A 17,077-nucleotide genomic window follows, 5' to 3' on the forward strand; every position below is an offset into this window, starting at 1 on the left:
ATGATCCACAAGATCCACGCGATGCTCGCCGACAGGCGCGGTTCGGCCACCATCGAGCTGGCGCTGTGCGCGCCGGTGATGGCGCTGATGGTGGTCGGCGTCGTCGACCTGTCGATGGCCTACAGCCGCAAGCTGGCGATCGAGCAGGGCGCGCAGCGCGCGATCGAAAAGGTGATGCAGACCACCACCACCGAGACCGTCCACGGCACGCTCGGCAAGGAGGCCGCCGCCGCCGCGCAGGTGCCCGAGGACCAGGTGACGGTCAGCTACGTACGCGAATGCGACGGCACCGACAGCGACATCAGCGCCGCCGTGGCCGCGGTGCAGGCGCAGCTCGACGCCGGCAAGGCGTGGTCGGAAATCGACACCTCGGCGATGGATTGCCCGAGCGGCACCTCGCTCGAGCGCCGCTATCTCACCGTGACCATCGTCGACGATTTCGAACCGGTCATCAATCCCAGCTACGTCGGCATCGCCTCGAAGGACGGCAAGTTCCCGATCACCGTTGAAACAGGGATCCGCACGCAATGATCAAGCGCTTCATCAAGCGGCTCGGCCGACGCGAAGAGGGTGCCGCGGCGATCGAACTCGCCTTCGCGCTGCCGATCTTCATCATCCTCCTGTGGATGGTGGTGCAGATGGGGCTGGTCATGCGCGCGGTCGCGGGGATGCAGCACGCGCTCGGCGAGGGCGCGCGGCTGGCGACCATCTATCCGACCCCGACCAAGACCGACATCACCAACGAGATCAACCGCCGCGTCTACGGCATCGGCCCCGGCAATTTCACCATTGCCGAGCCGACCTACAACAACATCGGCGGCTATGTGGACCTCGAGGTGACCTACAACCAGAAGACCGACCTGCTGTTTCTGCCCGGCCCCGATATCTCGCTGTCGCGCAACAAGCGGGTCTATGTCGCCAACTAGCCGCGGCTAGGAGCGGTCGCCGCCACCCCCGTCGCCGCCGCCGCTGCGCGCGGCGAAGAAGGCGGCGATGGCGCCCTTGAGTTCATCGGAGGCGAGGCGTTCGGCGAACTTGCCGTTCTCGAGGTCCATCCGCTGCAGGAGCGCCTCGCGGTCGGCGCGCCGCAGCAGCGCCTGCGTGAGCCGCACCGCCTCGGGCGGGCGCGACAGCAAGAGCGCCGCCACCTTCTCGCCCATCGCCTCGAGTTCATCCGCCGGGGCGACATGGCTCGCCAGCCCGATCGCCTTGGCCTCGGCCGCCGAGAAACCCTCGCCCAGCAGCAGGTAGCGCGCCGCCGCGCGCCGCCCCGCCAGTTCGGGCAGGAGCAGGCTCGAGGCCGCCTCGGGCACCAGCCCAAGCTCGGTGAAGGGCATCTTGAAGCGCGCCGCCTCGCTCACCACCACGAGGTCGCAGTGGAACAGCATGGTCGTGCCGATCCCGATCGCATTGCCCTGCACCCGGGCGAGGATCGGCACCACATTGTTGGCGAGCGCGCGCAGGAAGCGCCACACCGGCACGTCGCTGTGGCTGCCCGGCTGCGGCATTTCCTGGAGGAAATCCATCAGGTCGTTGCCCGCGGTGAAGTCCTCGCCCTCGCCCGACAGGGTGATGAGGCGGGTCGCCGCTTCCTCCGCGTTGGCCGCCTCGATCGCGTCCGCCATCGCGTCATACATGGCGATCGTGATGGCGTTGCGCCGCTCGGGACGCGCCAGCCGGATGTCGAGCCGACCGTCCTGCTTGCTGATCCTGATATGCTCGCTCATCATTTTCCTTTCTGGCCGGGTGACGGCGCGTGTCGCTTTGGCTATCGGATAGCCGAAACCTGCGCCACCCCGAGGGAGCCATTGCCATGAAATTCTTCGCCGACACCGCCGACATCGACGCGATCAAGGAGTTGGCCGACACCGGCCTGCTCGACGGCGTCACCACCAACCCCTCGCTGATCAAGAAGTCGGGGCGCGACATCATCGAGGTGACCAGGGAAATCTGCACGCTGACCGACGGTCCGGTCTCGGCCGAAGTGGTCGCCACCGAGCATGGCGAGATGATGCGCGAGGCCGAGGTGCTGCGCAAGATCGCCGACAATATCGCGATCAAGGTGCCGCTGACGCGCGATGGGTTGAAGACCTGCAAGGCGCTCACCGGCGACGGCACGATGGTCAACGTGACGCTGTGCTTCTCGGCCAACCAGGCGCTGCTCGCGGCCAAGGCGGGGGCCAGCTTCATCTCCCCCTTCGTCGGGCGGCATGACGACGTCGGCTATCCGGGTATCGAACTCATCGCCGACATCCGGCTCATCTACGACAATTACGATTTCGACACCGAGATCCTCGTCGCGAGCGTGCGCAACCCGGTGCATATCCACGATTCGGCCAAGCTCGGCGCCGACGTCATGACCGCCCCCCCCGAGGTGATCTGGAAGATGTTCAACCATCCGCTTACCGACAAGGGGCTGGCCGCCTTCCTCAAGGACTGGGAAGCGACCGGGCAGACGATCGGCTGAGCATGGCGGGGGCGCCAAGCGGTGAAAAATCGCGCCGCCCTATCTCGCTCTTAACCCTTCTGGGGTAGAAGGGGCCCATGGCAGAAGTGATTCGCTTCGAGGATCGGGCGCTGAAGAGCCTGCGCGACCGTCTCGGCGCCGCCGAGGTGGCGCGCGACGACGCGATCGCGTTCGCGCGCGGCCATGCCGGCGCGACCGCCTCGATCCACCATGCCGCGCTGTCGCTGATGCGGTGCGAGACAGTGCCCGCGCTGTTCGATACCATCGTCCACGACTGGGCACGGCTGCTCGAGGTCGACCATGCCGCGGTCGCACTCAAAGCGGGCGGCAAGGCCTATCGCATCGATCATGCGGGCAACCACCGGCTCGAGCCCGCGTGGATCACCCGCGCGATGGGGCTGGGCAAGGTGCAGATGCGCGCCACCAACCATGGCGACCCGCTGTTCGGCCGCGCCGCGGCGGCGATCCGCACCGAGGCGCTCATTCCCTTCGAGGCCGAGAAGGGCCGCCTCGCCGGGCTCATCCTCCTCGGGCAGGAAGACAGGCTGCCGCTCGACGGGGCGCATGGCGCCAAGCTCCTCGCCTTTCTCGGCGAGACCCTCGGCGCGATGCTGGTGCGGTGCAGCCGGGGCTGAACGCCCACCCCGCGCGCGCGACCGTCGTGCGCTGGGCCACGCATCTCGAGAACGACCGCCGCCTGAGCGCGCACACGGTGCGCGCCTATCGCGCTACCGGCTTTCGCTTCGTCGACTTTCTCGGGCGCCATCGCGGCGAGGAGATCGGCAAGTTCGCGCTGCTCTCGCTCGCGGCGGTCGACCTGCGGGCCTTCCTTGCACAGCGGCGCAGCGAGGGCCTCGGTGCCGCCTCGGCGGCGCGCGAGCTGTCGGCGGTGCGCAATTTCCTCAAATGGGTCGCGATCGAGGCGGGCGAGCCGCCGCGCGTGCCCACCACCCGCGCGCCCAAGCGACCGCGCACGCTGCCGCGCCCCTCGAGCCCGGCCGACGTCGAGGCGCTCGGGCAGAGCGCCCGCGCGGCCGCCTCGGCGCCGTGGGTGGGCAAGCGCGATCTCGCGATCCTGCTTCTCCTCTATGGCGCGGGGCTGCGAATCGCCGAGGCGATGGCGCTCGACGCGGCGCAGCTGCCGGTGGGCGAGACGATCCGCGTGACCGGCAAGGGGGGCAAGCCGCGCGTGGTGCCGATCGTGCCCGCGGTGGCCGAGGCGATCGCCGACTATGCGCGCGCCTGTCCGTGGCCGCTGGGCGCGGGCGACCCGCTGTTTCGCGGGGTGCGCGGGGGGCGGCTGTCGGCCGACCTCGTGCGCCGCGCGGTGCGCAACGCGCGCGCCGAGCTGGGGTTGCCCGACAGCCTCACGCCGCACGCGCTGCGGCACAGCTTTGCCAGCCACCTGCTCGCCGCCGGGACCGACCTGCGTTCGCTGCAGGAACTGCTCGGCCATGCCAGCCTGTCCTCGACCCAGATCTACACCAGCGTCGATGCCGCGCGGCTGCTCGACGTCTATCGCCACGCGCATCCGCGCGGGCGCTGAGCGTGCCGCTCACTCGGTCGCCATCTGCAGCAGCTCGATCTCGCGGCGCAACCGCTGCAACTCCATCTCGTAGAGCCGCGAACAGTCGAGTCGCCGTGGCTGCCGCCCGAGCGGGAGGGTCATGCGGACATAGCCCGTGACCTGGTCCTCGCGCCCGTCGACGCGGTGGTTCCACGGCCCGACATAGGGGTCGCGGTAATTGCCCGTCGAGCCGACCGCCCCGACATCGAGATAGGCGCCGTTGGCGTTCATGCTCTGGCGGCACCGGGTGCCGTTCTGGGTCTCGATCACGTCTTCCCCGCCGGGACCGCGCGGCGGCGCGGGCAGGTAGACATGTTGCGCCGCGAGCGGCTCAGCCGCCACGAGCGCGACGAGGCAGGCGACGCGCGACAAGCGTCGAGCAGATGCGAGCATAGAGGCTCTCCTCGGGTTGGGGGGCACGCGCTGCGCAGACGCGAACGCGGCGCGTCTCGCCGGGCGCGAGGCCGTCGACGATGACCAGCACGCGGCGCTGGCGCCCGCCGCCGAGCCGGGTGGTCGCGGGCAGGATGGCGAGCCGCGCCGCCGGGGTCACCCCGTCGGCCTCATAGCCGTGCAGTTCGAAGGTCTGGGCGGTGCGATAGGCATTGCGCAGCTGGAGGTAGAACCCCTTGCGCGGCCCGTCGGTCACCCCGGTCTTGGCGAGCGGGCCGAACGAGGTCGCGGCACCCGGCGCGGCGATTGCCGCCAGTGCGAGGGCGAACAGGAGCGCGCGCATCGGCTCAGCCCTGCGAACAGGTGACGACGGTGCGCAGCACATAGTCGCCCGAGGCGAACCCCTCGCTCGCCACGATCCGGCCGTGGACCACGAAGCTGTCGGACAGCGCGCCGACCGCGTGGCTCGTTTCCTGGTCGGTATAGGCCTGGTTGGCGCCCCCGCTCGAGGTATAGGCGATGCCGAGGCTCGGGGTCGCGCTCCAGCCGACCGGCGAGGTGGCCAGGCTCGGCGCCCCGAAGGTGACGGTGGGATTGCTGCCGGTCGCGTTGACGACGAGCGAGGCGGGGCTGCCCCCCGGCTCCTCGGTGCCGAGAGTGGTGCCCTCGGTGCTGACCGCCATCGTCCCGTTGGCGGGCACGGTCATCGTGCAACTGTCGGCGACGGTGGCGTCGAAGTCGATCTGCTGCGCGCCGGCCGCCGCCCTGAACGGGAACGGCGAGGCCAGGGCGAGCGCGAACAGGCGGAAACGGTGCGTCATGTGTCTCTCCCTCGTGACGCGAGCGAGCAACACGGCCAGTCGTTAACGCGGCGGTAAAGCTCCGGATCGGCGCAGTGGCAAATGCCGCAAATCCGCGCCCCGATGATCCTAAACGGAGCCTTTACCAACCTTGCGATGGGTCCACAGCCGCCAGACATAGGCAATCAGGAGGGTGGCCACGATCGCGGTCGAGATCGGCCCGAGGAAGTCGTCGATCTCCTCGAAGTTGGATCCCAGCTGGTAGCCCGCGACCGCGAGGAGCGCGGTCCAGCCGGCGGTCCCCAGCGTCGAGGCGATGAGGAAGCTGCGCCAGCGCATCTTGAGCATCCCCGCGGGGATCGAGACGAGGCTGCGCACGGTCGGCAGCATCCGCCCGAGGAAGACGAAGAAGGTCCCGTAGCGCGCGAACCACTTGCGCCCGCGCTCGACCTCGGGCCAGGTGATGGTGAGCCAGCGGCCCCAGCGGTCGATGATCGGCTTGAACCGCTCGATGCCGAGCCAGCGGGCGATGACGTACCAGAACACATTGCCCGCCATCGCCCCCGCGGTGCCGGCGACGATGATCGCGGTCAGCGACATCTGCCCCTGGCCCGCGCGGATGCCCGCGAGGCTCATGATGAGTTCGGACGGGATCGGCGGGAACACCGTCTCGAGGAACATCAGGAGGAAAACGGCGAGTTCGCCGCCCTTGTCGATGAGATCGACCACCCAGTCGGTCATTTGAGGCGCTCCTCGACCGCGTCCCAGATCAGCCCGGCGCTGTTGATCCCGTCGAACCGGTCGAGCGCGACGAGTCCCGTCGGGCTGGTGACGTTGATCTCGGTGAGCAGGCCGCCGATCACGTCGATGCCCGTGAACAGCAGCCCGCGCCGTTTCAGCTCGGGGCCCAAGGCGGCGCAGATCTCGCGCTCGCGGGGCGTGAGGCCGACCTTGGCCGCCGTGCCGCCGGCGACGAGGTTGGAGCGAAACTCGCCTTGCGCCGGGATGCGGTTGATCGCGCCGATCGGCTCGCCGTCGACGAGGATGATGCGCTTGTCGCCCTCGCTGACCGCGGGGAGGAAGGCCTGCGCGATGAAGGGCTCCTTCATCTCCTGCGCGAAGAAGTCGACGAGGCTCGACAGGTTGCGCGCGTCCGGACCGATGCGGAACACGCCTTCGCCACCCTTGCCGTGGAGCGGCTTGACGACGATCTCGCCATGATCGGCGAGGAAGGCGCGGATTTCCGCCTCCGAGCGCGTGATCAGCGTCGGCGGCATGAAGCGCGCGAAGTCGAGCACGAAGAGCTTTTCGGGGGCCGAGCGGATCGCCTCGGGATCGTTGAGGACGAGGCTCTCGCCGGTCACGCGCTCGAGCAGATGCGCGGCGGTGACATAGGCGATGTCGAAGGGCGGGTCCTGCCGCACCCAGACGACGTCGGTGTCGCGGCCGAGATCGAGATGGCGATAGTCGCCCGCGCGGAAATGACCGCCTTCCTCGCGCTGCACCGTGACCGGGCGCGCCCATGCGCGCACGCGGCCGTCGAGATAGGACAGGGCGCCGGGCTGGTATTCGTAGAGCGCATAGCCGCGCGCCTGGGCCTCGAGCATGAGCGCGAAGGTGCTGTCGCCGGCGATGGAAATGTCCTCGAGCGGGTCCATCTGGAAGGCAATGGTACGGGTCATGGGAGAGCCCCCTAGGATCAATGGGTTAACTTGTCACCAACCCTGCCAGACATTTTCGAGGTGGAGCGGCCGGCGCCCGGGCGCGCAGAGCACCGCGTCGATGCGCACGTCATGGCCCTGCGCGACATAGATCGGCGCGAGCGCCTCGGCGGCGGCGATGACGCGGCGCAGGGTGCGCGGCTCGAGGAAGCCCTGCGCCTCCTCGATGGTCGGGCGGGTCTTGACCTCGACGAAGGCCACGACATTGCCCTTGCGCGCGACGAGGTCGATCTCGCCCACCCCGGTGCGCACGCGCCGCTCGAGGATGCGCCAGCCCTTGAGCCGCAGCCACCAGGCGGCGACGCGCTCGCCCTGCCGCCTGCGCGCCTCGGCCTGCTGCCGGTTCAGCTGGCCACCCTTTGCTGCACGCGCGCATAGACGTCGTTCTTCTTCAAGCCGAAGCGGGTCGCCACCTCCTTGGCGGCGCGGCTCGGGCTGAGGCTTTCGAGCGCTTCGTCGATGGCGGCGTCGATGGCGGCATCGTCGGGCGCCTCGTCCTCGCCCGGCGGGCCGATGACGAGCACGATCTCGCCCTTGGGCGGGGTGTCGGCATAGCGTTGGCCAAGCTCCTCGAGCGTCCCGGTGGCGACTTCCTCGAACATCTTGGTCAGCTCGCGCGCGACCGCGGCGGGGCGGTTGCCGAGCACCTCGGCGGCGGCGGCAAGGCTCTTGGCGAGCCGCGGGCCGGTCTCGAAGAAGACCAGCGTGGCGCGCAGCCCGGCCAGTTCCTCGAACAGGTCGGCGCGCGCCTTGTCCTTGCTCGGGATGAAGCCCGCGAAGAGATAGCGATCGGTCGGCAGCCCCGACAAGGTCAGCGCCATCGTCGGCGCGCTCGGTCCGGGCACCGCGCCGACGGGCAGTCCGCGTGCCCGCGCCGCATGGACCAGCTTGTAGCCGGGGTCGGAGATGAGCGGGGTGCCGGCGTCGGAGACCAGCACCACGACCTTGTCGGCCAGCATCGCGAGGATCGCCTCGCGATCGGCTTCCTTGCTATGGTCGTGATAGGGTCGCATCGGTTTCTTGAGCCCGAGGTGCGCGAGCAGCTTGCCAGTCACGCGGCTGTCCTCGACCAGCAGCAGGTCGGCGGCCGCGATCGTCGCGCCCGCGCGCGCGCTGAGATCGGAAAGATTGCCGATCGGGGTCGCGACGATATAGAGGCCGGGCGAGATTTCGAGATTCTTCATGAGGGACATGAGCCATGATTGACGCAGGCGCGCAAGCGCGAGCCCCCTTCCAGTCCGGCGCGCTGGGCATCGCGGCGTTGTTGCTCGCCGGCTGCCAGGCCACCCCGCGGGTCGAGCCCCCGACCGCGCCGCCGCCCGCCGAGACCGCCGCGCCGCGACCCGACGCGCCCGCGCCCGAGCAGGAGAAGAACCGCGTCGCCGTGCTGGTGCCGTTGAGCGGCGACAATGCCGCGATCGGCCGTTCGATCGCGCAGGCCGCGACGATGGCGCTCACCGACACCAAGGAAGAGACGATCCGGCTGTCGATCTACGACACCGCCGGCGCGGGCGGGGCCGAGGCCGCGGCGCGCACCGCGCTGGCCGAGGGCAACCGGCTCTTCCTCGGCCCGCTGCGGGGCGAGAATGTCCGCCTCGTCGCGCCGCTCGCCGATGCCGCCGACGTCCCCGTCCTCGCCTTCTCCAACGACGAGGGGGTGGCCGGCGACGGGGTCTATATCATGGGGTTCACGCCGACCCAGTCGATCGACCGGATCGTCGACTATGCCGCCAGCCAGGGCGCCGAGGTCTATGCCGGGATGAGCTCGACCGGCGTCTACGGCCAGCGCGCGATCCAGGCCTTCCTCACCGCGGTCGACCGCAGCGGCGGTCGCGTCGCCCGGCTCGAGACCTACGAGCGCAGCCGCGCCGACGTCGAGCGCGCCGCGCGCGCGATCGCGGGGACCGAGGGGGTCGACATGGTGCTGATCGCCGATTCGGGGCGGATCGCGCAGATCGCCGCCCCCTCGCTCCAGCTGTCGGGCACGCTGATGGGGACCGAATTGTGGGCCGCCGACCAAGGGCTCGGCCGCGTGGCGCCGATGCGCGGCGCGGTGTTCGCGGCGGTGCCCGATGCGCGCTTCGACCAGCTCGTCACCCGGTACCGCGCGACCTATGAAAGCGCCCCCTACCGGCTCGCCAGCCTCGGCTATGACGCCACGCTCCTCGTCGTCCGGCTCGCGCGCGACTGGCAGGTCGGGGACGATTTTCCCGAGGCGCGGCTGGTCGATCGCGACGGGTTCGCCGGGGTCGACGGCATCTTCCGCTTCGGTTCCGACGGCATCGCCGAGCGCGCGCTCGAGGTGCGTCGCGTGACCGCGAGCGGCACCGAGGTGGTGAGCCCGGCCTCGACCCGCTTCGACGACTAGAGCGCGATCTCGGCGAGGATCGCGTCGTTGAGGAGGCGACCGGCGGGGCTCAGCCGCAGCCGCTCGTCCCACATGAGCAGCCCCTGGTCGACCAGCCGCCGCGCCGCGTCCTCGTCGATCGCGGGGACCCCGAAGCGCGCCGCCATCGCCGCGGGGTCGATGCCCTCGGCGAGCCGCAGCCCCATGACCAGCGCCTCGCGCGCCGCCTGGCGCGGGGCGAGCGGTGCCTCCTCGCGCAGCCCGTGGCCGTTGCGCGCCACCGCGGCGAGGAAATTCTCGGGCTTGCGGTGCCGGAAGGTGCGCAGCCCGCCGCGGCGTCCGTGCGCCCCGGGGCCGATGCCGGCATAGTCGCGGTAGCGCCAGTAGGCGAGGTTGTGGCGGCTCTCGGCGCCCGGGCGGGCGTGGTTGGAAATCTCGTAAGGGGGCAGCCCCGCCGCGCTCATGCGCGCGCTCGTCAGCTCGAACAGTTCGGCCCCCAGGTCCTCGTCGATCGGCGTGAAGGCGCCCTTGCGCACCATCGTCTCGAACCGCGTCCCCGGCTCGATCGTCAGCTGGTAGAGCGAGACATGCTCGGTGCCCAGCCCGATGGCGCGGTCGAGCACCTTGTCGAAGCGCTCGGGCGTATCGCCGGGCAACGCGGTGATGAGGTCGAAGCTCACCCGCTCCACCGCCGCCTGCGCCGCCTCCAAGGCGCGCAGCCCCTCGGCGGCGCTGTGCAGCCGCCCGAGAAAGGCGAGGCTGGCATCGTCGAACCGCTGCAGCCCGAGGCTGAGCCGGTTGACCCCGGCGCTCGCCAGCGCCCTGAACCCGGCGGCCTCGGCGCTCTGCGGGTTGGCCTCGAGCGTGACCTCGAGGTCCTCGGCGCAAGCCCAGTGGCGAGCGGCCGCATCGATCACCGCCGCCACCGTCTCTGGCGGCATCAGGCTCGGCGTGCCGCCGCCGAAGAAGATGCTGGTCAGCCGGTGGCCGGGGGTCAGCGCGGCCTCATGCGCGAGGTCGGCCAGCAGCGCGGCGCGCCACGCCGCCTGGTCGACCGCCTCGCGCACATGGCTGTTGAAATCGCAATAGGGGCATTTCTTCGCGCAGAAGGGCCAGTGGACATAGAGCGCGAGCGGCGGCGCGTCCGCCGCGGGTCTCGACGGGGCGGGGGCGGGGGCGGTCATGGCGGTGGTCTTGCGGCTTTAGTCGATGAAGCGAAAGCGGTCGTAGGCGAGGATCGCCACCCCGACCAGCGTGAGATAGGCGATCGACAGGCGATCGGGCGCGCCCTCGAGCCCGCACAGGTGCCATGCGGCGCCGATCAGCGCGAGCAGCAGCACCGCCGCGCCGACGCCCGAGTAGATGCTCAGGCGCCGCGTCATTGCCGGGCGTCCAGCCAGGCGAGCAGCTGGGCGAAGGCATCGGCGCGATGGCTCATGCCATGCTTCTTCGCCGGCTCCATCTCGCCGAAGGTCAGCGCGTGGCCGGTCGGCACGAACATGGGGTCGTAGCCGAAGCCGTTGTCGCCGCGCGGGGGCCAGACCAGTTCGCCATGCACCTTGCCCTCGAAGGTCTCGGTGCGCCCGTCGGGCCAGGCGAGCGAGAGCGCGCAGGTGAAATGCGCGTCGCGGCTGACGTCGTCGCCCAACGCCTGCAGCGCGGTCTCGACCTTCTCCATCGCGCGGAAGAAGTCGCGGTTGCCCTCCGCGTCCTCGGCCCAGCGCGCCGAGCGCACGCCCGGATCGCCGTTCAGCGCCTCGACGCACAGCCCGCTGTCGTCGGCGAGCGCGGGTAGCCCCGACAGGTCGGCCGCCTGCCGCGCCTTCAGTTCGGCATTGTCGATGAAGGTGACGCCGGTTTCCTCGGGCTCGGGGAGCCCCGCTTCCTCGGCGCCGACGACCTCGATCCCGAAGCGCGCGACGAGATCGGCGATCTCCTCGAGCTTGCCCTTGTTGTGGGTGGCGAGGACGAGCTTGGGGCCGATCGGCTTCATTTGCCCGCCGCCTGCAGCTGCGCCGCGAAGATCTCCTTGCAGCCGATCTCGGCGAGCCGCATCAGCCGCAGGAGCCCTTCCTGGTCGAAGGTCTCGCCCTCGGCGCTGATCTGCGCCTCGACGATATTGCCGTCGCTGGTCAGGACGAAATTGCCGTCCGAGCCCGCCGAGCTGTCCTCGGGATAATCGAGGTCGAGCACCGGGGTGCCATTATAGACGCCGCAGCTCACCGCCGCGACCTGCGCGAGGATCGGGTCTTCCTCGAGCTTGCCCTCGGCGAGCAGCTTGTCGACCGCGATGCGCAGCGCCACCCAGGCGCCCGAGATGCTCGTCGTGCGCGTCCCGCCGTCTGCCTGGATGACGTCGCAGTCGAGGGTGATCTGGCGTTCGCCGAGCTTTTCGAGGTCGACCACCGCGCGCAGGCTGCGTCCGATCAGCCGCTGGATTTCCTGCGTCCGGCCCGACTGCTTGCCCCGTGCCGCCTCGCGGTTGCCGCGGGTATGGGTGGCGCGGGGCAGCATGCCATATTCGCCCGTGACCCAGCCCTTGCCCTTGCCGCGCAGCCACGGCGGCAGGTTGGACTCGACGCTGGCGGTGACCAGCACCTTGGTGTCGCCGAAGCTGGCGAGCACGCTGCCTTCGGCGTGGCGGGTGAAGCCCGCCTCGAAACTGATGGGGCGCAATTCGTCGGGCGCGCGGCCGGATGGGCGCATGGGGACTCTCTCCTTGTGTTCGCGATCGCCCTAGCCCAAGCTGGGCGCGCCTGAAAGGGGAGGGTGACATGCGGCGAATGGGGCTATTGATGATGGGGTTGGCGCTGGCCGGGTGCGCGAGCCTGCAAAAGCGCCCCGAACCGCTCGCCATCACCTACGAGACCACCCCCTGCCTGGGGAGCTGCGCGGTCTATCGGCTCGGGGTCAACGCCGACGGCATCGCGGTCTGGGAGGGCGGCGAGCACGTCAAGCTGGTGGGGCAGCGCATGTTCGTCGTCAGCCCCGCCGAGTTCGAGCGCTTCCGCGCCGCGCTCGAACCCTATCGCCCCGAGGGGGTGCGCAGCCTCGCGACCCCCGGCGAATGCAACGACCGCTGGACGAGCGACGCGCCCGGGGTCATCGTCAGCTGGACCGAGGACAAGCAGACCGACCGGCTGGTGATCAATTACGGCTGCGACCTCGAGATGAACCGGGCGATGTTCCAGGCGCTGGCCGACGCGCCCGACGTGCTGCCGCTCGATATCTATCTCGACCGTTGAGGATCCGCGCGCGGCGCCCTACATCGCCCCCATGAGCGAGAAGCTGGGCGATCTGACCGAACGCATGCGCGAAATCTTCGGGCAGGTCGTGTCGACCTATCTCGAACAGGGCGCGCCCGTCGGCTCGAAAGCGCTGACCGAGCGGGTGGCGCTGTCGCCCGCCTCGATTCGCGGGGTGATGGCCGAACTCGAGGCGCGCGGGCTGCTCGCCAGCCCGTATACCAGCGCGGGGCGGGTGCCCACCGAGACCGGGCTGCGGCTGTTCGTCGACGGCATGATGCAGGCGCGCAAGGCCCCCGCCGGCGCGCGCCGCGCGATCGAGGAGGAACTCGAGGGCAAGCCCGTCGACCAGGCGATCGCCGCCGCCACCCAGCGACTCTCGGGGCTGAGCGCCTGCGCCGGCATCGTCACCGCGCCCAAGCGCGAGGCGCGGCTGAAACAGCTCGCCTTCATGGCGCTCGACGAGGGGCGCGCGCTCGCGGTGATGGTCGGCGATGACGGCTCGGTCGAGAACCGCATCGTCCCGCTGCCCCCCGGGACCAGCCCGATCGCCTTGAACGAGATCGCCAACTATGTGTCCTCGCGGCTCGCCGGGCGCACGCTCGCCGAGGCCGAGCAGCAATTGCGCCGCGACATCGCCGAACGTCGCGAGGCGCTGGACGATCGCGCCGCCGACCTCGTCGCCGCGGGGCTCGCCGAATGGGGCCGCGACCAGGCCAGCCGCGAGGTGCTGATCGTGCGCGGGCGCGCCAACCTGCTCGACGACCAGACCGCCGAGGACCTCGAGCGCGTCAAGCAACTGTTCGAGGAACTCGAGAACCGCAACGAGATCGCCAAGCTGCTCCACCGCGTGCGCGAGGGGGAGGGCGTGCGCATCTTCATCGGATCGGAAAACCGCATGTTCGCGTTGTCGGGTTCGAGCGTCATCGCCGCGCCCTATCGCGACGCCGATGACAAGGTGGTCGGGGTGATCGGCGTGATCGGCCCGACGCGGTTGAACTATGCGCGGGTCGTCCCGATGGTGGACTTCACCGCCGAAGCGCTTACGAGACGGATGCCATGACCGAAGAGAATCACACCGAGGCCGAAGAGCTTCGCGAGGAAACCGCCGAGGAAAGCCCCGAACTGCAGGAGCATGACCGGCTCGCTACGCTCGAGGCCGAGCTCGAGGAAACCAAGCAGAAGGCGCTCTACGCCGCCGCCGAGGTGCAGAACGTGCGCCGCCGGCTCGAGCAGGAAAAGCAGGACGCGACCAAGTTCGCGGTGTCCAACTTTGCGCGCGACATGCTCAGCGTGAAGGACCACCTCGAGCGCGCGCTCGACCATGTCCCCGACGAGGCGCGCGAGGGGCGTGCCGCCAAGTTCATCGAGGGGATCGAGGCGACGCTGCGCGAGATGGACGCGATCTTCACCCGGCAGGGGATCGAACGCATCGCCGCCAAGGGGCTCGAACTCGACCCCAACGTCCACCAGGCGATGATCGAGATCCCCTCCGACGAGGCGGAACCCGGCACCATCGTCGAGGAAATGCAGCCCGGCTACACGCTCAAGGGCCGCCTCCTGCGTCCCGCCATGGTCGGGGTCGCGAAGAAGCCGTGAGGCCCCGCCTCGCCCTCGTCCTCGCGCTCGCCGCGCTGGCGGGCTGCGGGGACCGGGGCGACCGCGACCCGGCCGCAGGCGCGATCGTGTCCCAGCCGCCCGCGCCCGCCGACCGGCTGCCCCACCTCATCCTCTACAAGCGCGCCGCCGAGGGTGGTCCCGACGTCTTCATGGAAGCGCGGATCGGCGGCACGCTGGTGCTCGGCGGTCCCTGCGTCGGGCTCTACGCCAGCCGCGACGGGCCGCATGCCATCGTCACCACCGCGGGCACGCTCGGGCAGGACGGGGAGGGGATTTTCCTCGACGTCGGCCCGCACCGGTTTCGCGACGGCGACCGCATCGTGAGCGGCGGCGGCTTCATCGGCGAGGCCCCCGCGCGCGCCGACCTGCTCGCCGCGCCGATCCCCGAGGCTTGCGAGGGCATGCCGCTGGTCGAACTCAGCATGATCTATCCCGCCCCGCCCGAGGGACCGCGGCAGGTCCCCGACGCGCCGCCACCGCCGCCGTCGGCGAGCCTGAGCTGATGGACGCCGCCTTCGCCGCACTGGCCGCCGCGATGGAGGAGGCGCGCGAGCCCTGGTGGGTGATCGGTTCGGCCGCGCTCGTCCTCCATGGCATCGACCCCGGCGGTATCGAGGATATCGACCTCCTCTGCTCCAAGCGCGATGGCGAGCGGCTGCTTGCGCGCTGGGGGCTGGCGCACGCCGATCGCCCGCACGCGCGCTATCGCTCGTGCCCCTATGCCCGCTGGTGCGGCGTCTCGCCGCCGATCGAGATCATGGGCGGGCTCGAGCGCTGCGTGGAGGGCGCGTGGACGCCGCTGCGCTTCGCCACGCGCGTCGCGGTCGAGCGCGCGGGCGTGACCCTTTACACCCCCGCGCTCGAGGAGCAGGCGGCGTTGCTGCGCTGGTTCGGGCGCGACAAGGATTTAGGCCGGCTCGCCCGCATTGCCGCCGCTAAAGGGCAATAAAGCGCGCGGGGGGATGGTCTTGGGCTTGCCGCCCTTGTCGGCGAGGAAGCGGTGGCGCACGATCTCGGCCTGCTGCTCGATCCCGTAGCGCAGGAAGGGGCGCCCCTCCTCGAGTTCATAGCCATAGCGGCAGAAGGGGTGACGGATCAGCGGCAGGAACCACTTGCCCCCGCGCTGGGTCTGCCAGACATGCGTCATTTCGTGGATGAACAGCCCCTGCAGCGTAAGCTTCTCCTTGGAAAAGTCGTCCGAATAGCGCTCGCTCCTCGGGTGGAAATGGATGTTGCCGGTGGGCGCCATCACCACCCCCACGGGCTGGAAGAAGATCCATTTCTTGCGGACGATCTCGACCGCCGCATAATCGATCTGCGCCCCGAACATCTCGCGCGCCATCTCGATTTCGCCGGGGGTGAGGGGGCGGCGGCTCAAACCGGCTCGTCCTCGAAGGCGTAATATTTGAGCTGCCGGTTGAAACGATGTTCCTGCCCGGGCGCGAGAATCTCCGGGTCGAGCGCATAAAGCGGGATCGTTTGCGCGCCATCGCGGATGAGCAACGAGGCCAGCGCGCGCGCCGCTTCCGAGGCCAGTGGCGTGATAATGATGACGCAATTGGAGCGCTCGGCCAGCACCCCGGTTCGCATGCTCCCGTCACTGCGGGAAAAGAGTGCGAAGGGGTGGCCGCCCAGATGCTTGTTCTTCGCGCCAACCTTGAGTTCGAGCGCCCCATCGCCGTCCTCCACCGTGCCCGGCACGATCGGCGAGACCTGCCAGGCATGAACCGAAATCCGGGCATAGAAACCCCTTGCGAAGGCATCGTCCTCGCGTAGCCGCGCATGCGCCTCGGCAAGCTTGGCATATAGCCGCGCGTCATAATCGGCGAAGCGCTCATGCTGCTCGAAGTTTCGCGTCAATTCCTTGAGCCGATCGACCGAGGGAAAATGCTGGCGCGGGGTCCAGTCGAATCCCAGCAATTCCTCGAGCCGAGCATGGCGACCGTTGCCGAGCGGCTTGTCGTAATATTTCATCCGCAGCGCTCCCGATGCGCCTCGAGCGCGAGCGCGGTGGCAGCGAAGCGCGGGGGCTGGGCGATGAGCTCGTCATAATCGCTTTTCTCGCCCGCCGAATGCAGCGCGACCGTGTCGAACGGTTGCAACAGTCGGCGTCCCTCCTCGAGGTGCGACTCATGACGCAAGGCGGCGAAGAGCAGGTCGGCGAGGGCGCGATAATGCGCTTCTTCGAGGTTGAGAGCGCGCGGGCCGATCGACAGCGTGCGCCCGAGCAACGGGTCGTCATGCACGTGATACCAGAAGCGCCGCCCGGCGAAATCGAGGCTGCTCGTGCCGCCGCAGTTGGACACGTCTTGCGCCTTGGAGATGCGGAAGTGTTCGTTGCGTGTCGGATCGGTGAAGGTCGCCCAGACGGCCGCGCGGGCGCCGCCGGTCTGTCGGTCGATCCTGTCGGGGTCGATCGCCGCGCGGTCAGTGAAGGCGATATCGTGCAGCGCGCCATGGAGCCACAATGGTGCCCCGCCGATGAGCCGCTCCTCAGTGGCGTAAAGCTGCTCGAACGCTTCTTCCTCGATCCGCATCCGCGCCGCTGCAGCGCGCAGCTTGTCCTGCGCCTTGCGACCGGCGATCACTGCCTCGGCGCGCTGTGCGATATGATCGGTATATTGACGCTGTTCGCCACCGCCAGCGCCCGACTTGGCGCGAGAGCTTTTGCCGTGCCTCTTCCCATTCGTGCCGAAGACCTGTTCGCTGGCATGTTTGGCGAAGAGGCCCGCGACGATCGCGGCCCCGGCGGCGAGGATCTGGGCCGCACCGGGGTCGGGCCCCTTGAAACGCTTGGTCATGCTTGCGGCTCCTCACGCAGACTTTGCCGCCCCACCATATCTCGCGAGCCCCCGAATTCCATGAATAACGACGAATTGGCCGTCATCATCGGTCTTGGTTGAGCTGGCGACCTTCT

Annotated in this window: 26 protein-coding genes; 11 read left to right on the forward strand and 15 right to left on the reverse strand. The window is 69.7% G+C overall.

The window, feature by feature from the left end; all coding sequences use genetic code 11:
* A complete protein-coding gene (locus tag L8951_RS09275; RefSeq protein ID WP_244382739.1) occupies positions 1-531 on the forward strand; it encodes a TadE/TadG family type IV pilus assembly protein in 531 nt (176 codons plus the stop codon).
* Positions 528-926, forward strand: a complete 399-nt coding sequence (locus L8951_RS09280; RefSeq protein WP_244382740.1) for a TadE/TadG family type IV pilus assembly protein — start codon at positions 528-530, stop codon at positions 924-926. The genes L8951_RS09275 and L8951_RS09280 overlap by 4 nt, the downstream gene beginning before the upstream one ends.
* A 6-nt stretch (positions 927-932) precedes the next feature.
* Here L8951_RS09280 and L8951_RS09285 read toward each other — a convergent pair whose 3' ends face one another.
* Positions 933-1,730 (reverse strand): enoyl-CoA hydratase-related protein, encoded by a 798-nt coding sequence (locus L8951_RS09285; protein ID WP_244382742.1) that lies wholly within the window; start codon positions 1,728-1,730, stop codon positions 933-935.
* An 83-nt stretch (positions 1,731-1,813) separates the two neighbouring features.
* Here L8951_RS09285 and fsa point away from each other — a divergent pair, with 83 nt between their 5' ends.
* From fsa to L8951_RS09300, 3 genes are all read left to right on the forward strand, one after another.
* Positions 1,814-2,467 carry a fructose-6-phosphate aldolase gene (gene fsa / locus L8951_RS09290; RefSeq protein ID WP_244382743.1) on the forward strand — a complete coding sequence of 218 codons (654 nt, stop codon included), beginning with the start codon at positions 1,814-1,816 and terminating at the stop codon, positions 2,465-2,467.
* A 77-nt stretch (positions 2,468-2,544) separates the two neighbouring features.
* Positions 2,545-3,102, forward strand: a complete 558-nt coding sequence (locus tag L8951_RS09295) for a DUF484 family protein (RefSeq protein WP_244382744.1) — start codon at positions 2,545-2,547, stop codon at positions 3,100-3,102.
* Positions 3,087-4,013, forward strand: a complete 927-nt coding sequence (locus L8951_RS09300) for a tyrosine recombinase XerC (protein ID WP_244382745.1) — start codon at positions 3,087-3,089, stop codon at positions 4,011-4,013. Before L8951_RS09295 ends, L8951_RS09300 begins: the two co-directional genes overlap by 16 nt.
* A 9-nt stretch (positions 4,014-4,022) precedes the next feature.
* Here the strand turns inward: L8951_RS09300 and L8951_RS09305 are convergent, their stop codons facing one another.
* The 7 genes from L8951_RS09305 to rsmI form a co-directional block, all read right to left on the reverse strand.
* Positions 4,023-4,427, reverse strand: a complete 405-nt coding sequence (locus L8951_RS09305) for a hypothetical protein (RefSeq protein WP_244382746.1) — start codon at positions 4,425-4,427, stop codon at positions 4,023-4,025.
* Entirely contained in the window at positions 4,366-4,770 is a 405-nt protein-coding gene (locus L8951_RS09310) for a hypothetical protein (protein ID WP_244382748.1), read from the reverse strand. The genes L8951_RS09305 and L8951_RS09310 overlap by 62 nt, the downstream gene beginning before the upstream one ends.
* 4 nt (positions 4,771-4,774) lie before the next feature.
* Positions 4,775-5,248 (reverse strand): hypothetical protein, encoded by a 474-nt coding sequence (locus tag L8951_RS09315; protein ID WP_244382749.1) that lies wholly within the window; start codon positions 5,246-5,248, stop codon positions 4,775-4,777.
* A 108-nt stretch (positions 5,249-5,356) separates the two neighbouring features.
* Positions 5,357-5,968 carry a DedA family protein gene (locus tag L8951_RS09320; protein WP_244382750.1) on the reverse strand — a complete coding sequence of 204 codons (612 nt, stop codon included), beginning with the start codon at positions 5,966-5,968 and terminating at the stop codon, positions 5,357-5,359.
* A complete protein-coding gene (gshB, locus tag L8951_RS09325; RefSeq protein ID WP_244382751.1) occupies positions 5,965-6,909 on the reverse strand; it encodes a glutathione synthase in 945 nt (314 codons plus the stop codon). Before gshB ends, L8951_RS09320 begins: the two co-directional genes overlap by 4 nt.
* A 33-nt stretch (positions 6,910-6,942) precedes the next feature.
* Complete coding sequence (locus L8951_RS09330) at positions 6,943-7,296, reverse strand: YraN family protein (protein ID WP_244383228.1); 354 nt, start codon at positions 7,294-7,296, stop codon at positions 6,943-6,945.
* Positions 7,293-8,132, reverse strand: a complete 840-nt coding sequence (gene rsmI / locus L8951_RS09335; RefSeq protein WP_244382752.1) for a 16S rRNA (cytidine(1402)-2'-O)-methyltransferase — start codon at positions 8,130-8,132, stop codon at positions 7,293-7,295. Before rsmI ends, L8951_RS09330 begins: the two co-directional genes overlap by 4 nt.
* A gap of 14 nt (positions 8,133-8,146) precedes the next feature.
* On the opposite strand from rsmI, the gene L8951_RS09340 reads away from it, so the two are divergent.
* Positions 8,147-9,316, forward strand: coding sequence for a penicillin-binding protein activator (locus L8951_RS09340; protein ID WP_244382753.1), 1,170 nt, complete (start codon positions 8,147-8,149; stop codon positions 9,314-9,316).
* On the opposite strand, the gene hemW is transcribed toward L8951_RS09340, so the two are convergent.
* The 4 genes from hemW to rph are packed head-to-tail and all read right to left on the reverse strand — an operon-like array spanning position 9,313 to position 12,001.
* On the reverse strand, positions 9,313-10,479 hold the full coding sequence (gene hemW / locus L8951_RS09345; protein ID WP_244382754.1) for a radical SAM family heme chaperone HemW: 1,167 nt from the start codon (positions 10,477-10,479) through the stop codon (positions 9,313-9,315). The genes L8951_RS09340 and hemW overlap by 4 nt on opposite strands.
* An 18-nt stretch (positions 10,480-10,497) precedes the next feature.
* Complete coding sequence (locus L8951_RS09350; RefSeq protein ID WP_244382755.1) at positions 10,498-10,677, reverse strand: hypothetical protein; 180 nt, start codon at positions 10,675-10,677, stop codon at positions 10,498-10,500.
* A complete protein-coding gene (gene rdgB, locus L8951_RS09355; RefSeq protein WP_244382757.1) occupies positions 10,674-11,288 on the reverse strand; it encodes an RdgB/HAM1 family non-canonical purine NTP pyrophosphatase in 615 nt (204 codons plus the stop codon). The genes L8951_RS09350 and rdgB overlap by 4 nt, the downstream gene beginning before the upstream one ends.
* On the reverse strand, positions 11,285-12,001 hold the full coding sequence (gene rph / locus L8951_RS09360) for a ribonuclease PH (protein ID WP_244382759.1): 717 nt from the start codon (positions 11,999-12,001) through the stop codon (positions 11,285-11,287). Before rph ends, rdgB begins: the two co-directional genes overlap by 4 nt.
* 89 nt (positions 12,002-12,090) lie before the next feature.
* Between rph and L8951_RS09365 the strand changes: the two genes are divergently transcribed.
* Genes L8951_RS09365 through L8951_RS09385 form a run of 5 tightly spaced genes read left to right on the forward strand, consistent with a single transcriptional unit; the run spans position 12,091 to position 15,109 of the window.
* Positions 12,091-12,540: a DUF6438 domain-containing protein gene (locus L8951_RS09365; RefSeq protein WP_244382761.1), complete on the forward strand. Its 450-nt coding sequence runs from the start codon at positions 12,091-12,093 to the stop codon at positions 12,538-12,540.
* A gap of 31 nt (positions 12,541-12,571) precedes the next feature.
* Positions 12,572-13,603 carry a heat-inducible transcriptional repressor HrcA gene (gene hrcA, locus L8951_RS09370; RefSeq protein WP_244382762.1) on the forward strand — a complete coding sequence of 344 codons (1,032 nt, stop codon included), beginning with the start codon at positions 12,572-12,574 and terminating at the stop codon, positions 13,601-13,603.
* On the forward strand, positions 13,600-14,139 hold the full coding sequence (grpE, locus tag L8951_RS09375; RefSeq protein ID WP_244382764.1) for a nucleotide exchange factor GrpE: 540 nt from the start codon (positions 13,600-13,602) through the stop codon (positions 14,137-14,139). Before hrcA ends, grpE begins: the two co-directional genes overlap by 4 nt.
* Complete coding sequence (locus tag L8951_RS09380) at positions 14,136-14,663, forward strand: hypothetical protein (protein WP_244382765.1); 528 nt, start codon at positions 14,136-14,138, stop codon at positions 14,661-14,663. Before grpE ends, L8951_RS09380 begins: the two co-directional genes overlap by 4 nt.
* The gene (locus tag L8951_RS09385; protein WP_244382766.1) at positions 14,663-15,109 is read left to right on the forward strand and encodes a hypothetical protein; all 447 of its coding nucleotides are present in this window, start codon (positions 14,663-14,665) and stop codon (positions 15,107-15,109) included. Before L8951_RS09380 ends, L8951_RS09385 begins: the two co-directional genes overlap by 1 nt.
* On the opposite strand, the gene L8951_RS09390 is transcribed toward L8951_RS09385, so the two are convergent.
* Genes L8951_RS09390 through L8951_RS09400 form a run of 3 tightly spaced genes read right to left on the reverse strand, consistent with a single transcriptional unit; the run spans position 15,068 to position 16,961 of the window.
* Positions 15,068-15,538, reverse strand: a complete 471-nt coding sequence (locus tag L8951_RS09390; RefSeq protein ID WP_244382767.1) for a vgr related protein — start codon at positions 15,536-15,538, stop codon at positions 15,068-15,070. The two genes, L8951_RS09385 and L8951_RS09390, sit on opposite strands and share 42 nt — an antisense overlap.
* A complete protein-coding gene (locus L8951_RS09395; protein WP_244382768.1) occupies positions 15,535-16,134 on the reverse strand; it encodes a hypothetical protein in 600 nt (199 codons plus the stop codon). The genes L8951_RS09390 and L8951_RS09395 overlap by 4 nt, the downstream gene beginning before the upstream one ends.
* Positions 16,131-16,961, reverse strand: a complete 831-nt coding sequence (locus tag L8951_RS09400) for a hypothetical protein (protein ID WP_244382769.1) — start codon at positions 16,959-16,961, stop codon at positions 16,131-16,133. The genes L8951_RS09395 and L8951_RS09400 overlap by 4 nt, the downstream gene beginning before the upstream one ends.
* Positions 16,962-17,077 lie beyond the last annotated feature (116 nt).

The sequence above is a fragment of the Sphingomicrobium astaxanthinifaciens genome, from assembly GCF_022865105.1.
In the GTDB taxonomy this organism is placed as follows: Bacteria; Pseudomonadota; Alphaproteobacteria; order Sphingomonadales; family Sphingomonadaceae; genus Sphingomicrobium; species Sphingomicrobium astaxanthinifaciens.

Bases quoted from the DNA above. Each gene is read 5' to 3' on its own strand.
- L8951_RS09365 (WP_244382761.1), top strand. From the start codon at position 12,091: ATGATGGGGTTGGCGCTGGCCGGGTGCGCGAGCCTGCAAAAGCGCCCC.
- L8951_RS09385 (WP_244382766.1), top strand. From the start codon at position 14,663: ATGGACGCCGCCTTCGCCGCACTGGCCGCCGCGATGGAGGAGGCGCGC.
- rph (WP_244382759.1), bottom strand. From the start codon at position 12,001: ATGCGCCCATCCGGCCGCGCGCCCGACGAATTGCGCCCCATCAGTTTC.
- hemW (WP_244382754.1), bottom strand. From the start codon at position 10,479: ATGACCGCCCCCGCCCCCGCCCCGTCGAGACCCGCGGCGGACGCGCCG.
- L8951_RS09315 (WP_244382749.1), bottom strand. From the start codon at position 5,248: ATGACGCACCGTTTCCGCCTGTTCGCGCTCGCCCTGGCCTCGCCGTTC.
- L8951_RS09350 (WP_244382755.1), bottom strand. From the start codon at position 10,677: ATGACGCGGCGCCTGAGCATCTACTCGGGCGTCGGCGCGGCGGTGCTG.
- L8951_RS09280 (WP_244382740.1), top strand. From the start codon at position 528: ATGATCAAGCGCTTCATCAAGCGGCTCGGCCGACGCGAAGAGGGTGCC.
- rsmI (WP_244382752.1), bottom strand. From the start codon at position 8,132: ATGAAGAATCTCGAAATCTCGCCCGGCCTCTATATCGTCGCGACCCCG.
- L8951_RS09295 (WP_244382744.1), top strand. From the start codon at position 2,545: ATGGCAGAAGTGATTCGCTTCGAGGATCGGGCGCTGAAGAGCCTGCGC.
- L8951_RS09285 (WP_244382742.1), bottom strand. From the start codon at position 1,730: ATGATGAGCGAGCATATCAGGATCAGCAAGCAGGACGGTCGGCTCGAC.
- L8951_RS09305 (WP_244382746.1), bottom strand. From the start codon at position 4,427: ATGCTCGCATCTGCTCGACGCTTGTCGCGCGTCGCCTGCCTCGTCGCG.
- L8951_RS09395 (WP_244382768.1), bottom strand. From the start codon at position 16,134: ATGAAATATTACGACAAGCCGCTCGGCAACGGTCGCCATGCTCGGCTC.
- L8951_RS09310 (WP_244382748.1), bottom strand. From the start codon at position 4,770: ATGCGCGCGCTCCTGTTCGCCCTCGCACTGGCGGCAATCGCCGCGCCG.
- L8951_RS09275 (WP_244382739.1), top strand. From the start codon at position 1: ATGATCCACAAGATCCACGCGATGCTCGCCGACAGGCGCGGTTCGGCC.
- L8951_RS09400 (WP_244382769.1), bottom strand. From the start codon at position 16,961: ATGACCAAGCGTTTCAAGGGGCCCGACCCCGGTGCGGCCCAGATCCTC.
- grpE (WP_244382764.1), top strand. From the start codon at position 13,600: ATGACCGAAGAGAATCACACCGAGGCCGAAGAGCTTCGCGAGGAAACC.
- fsa (WP_244382743.1), top strand. From the start codon at position 1,814: ATGAAATTCTTCGCCGACACCGCCGACATCGACGCGATCAAGGAGTTG.
- gshB (WP_244382751.1), bottom strand. From the start codon at position 6,909: ATGACCCGTACCATTGCCTTCCAGATGGACCCGCTCGAGGACATTTCC.
- L8951_RS09340 (WP_244382753.1), top strand. From the start codon at position 8,147: ATGATTGACGCAGGCGCGCAAGCGCGAGCCCCCTTCCAGTCCGGCGCG.
- hrcA (WP_244382762.1), top strand. From the start codon at position 12,572: ATGAGCGAGAAGCTGGGCGATCTGACCGAACGCATGCGCGAAATCTTC.
- rdgB (WP_244382757.1), bottom strand. From the start codon at position 11,288: ATGAAGCCGATCGGCCCCAAGCTCGTCCTCGCCACCCACAACAAGGGC.
- L8951_RS09320 (WP_244382750.1), bottom strand. From the start codon at position 5,968: ATGACCGACTGGGTGGTCGATCTCATCGACAAGGGCGGCGAACTCGCC.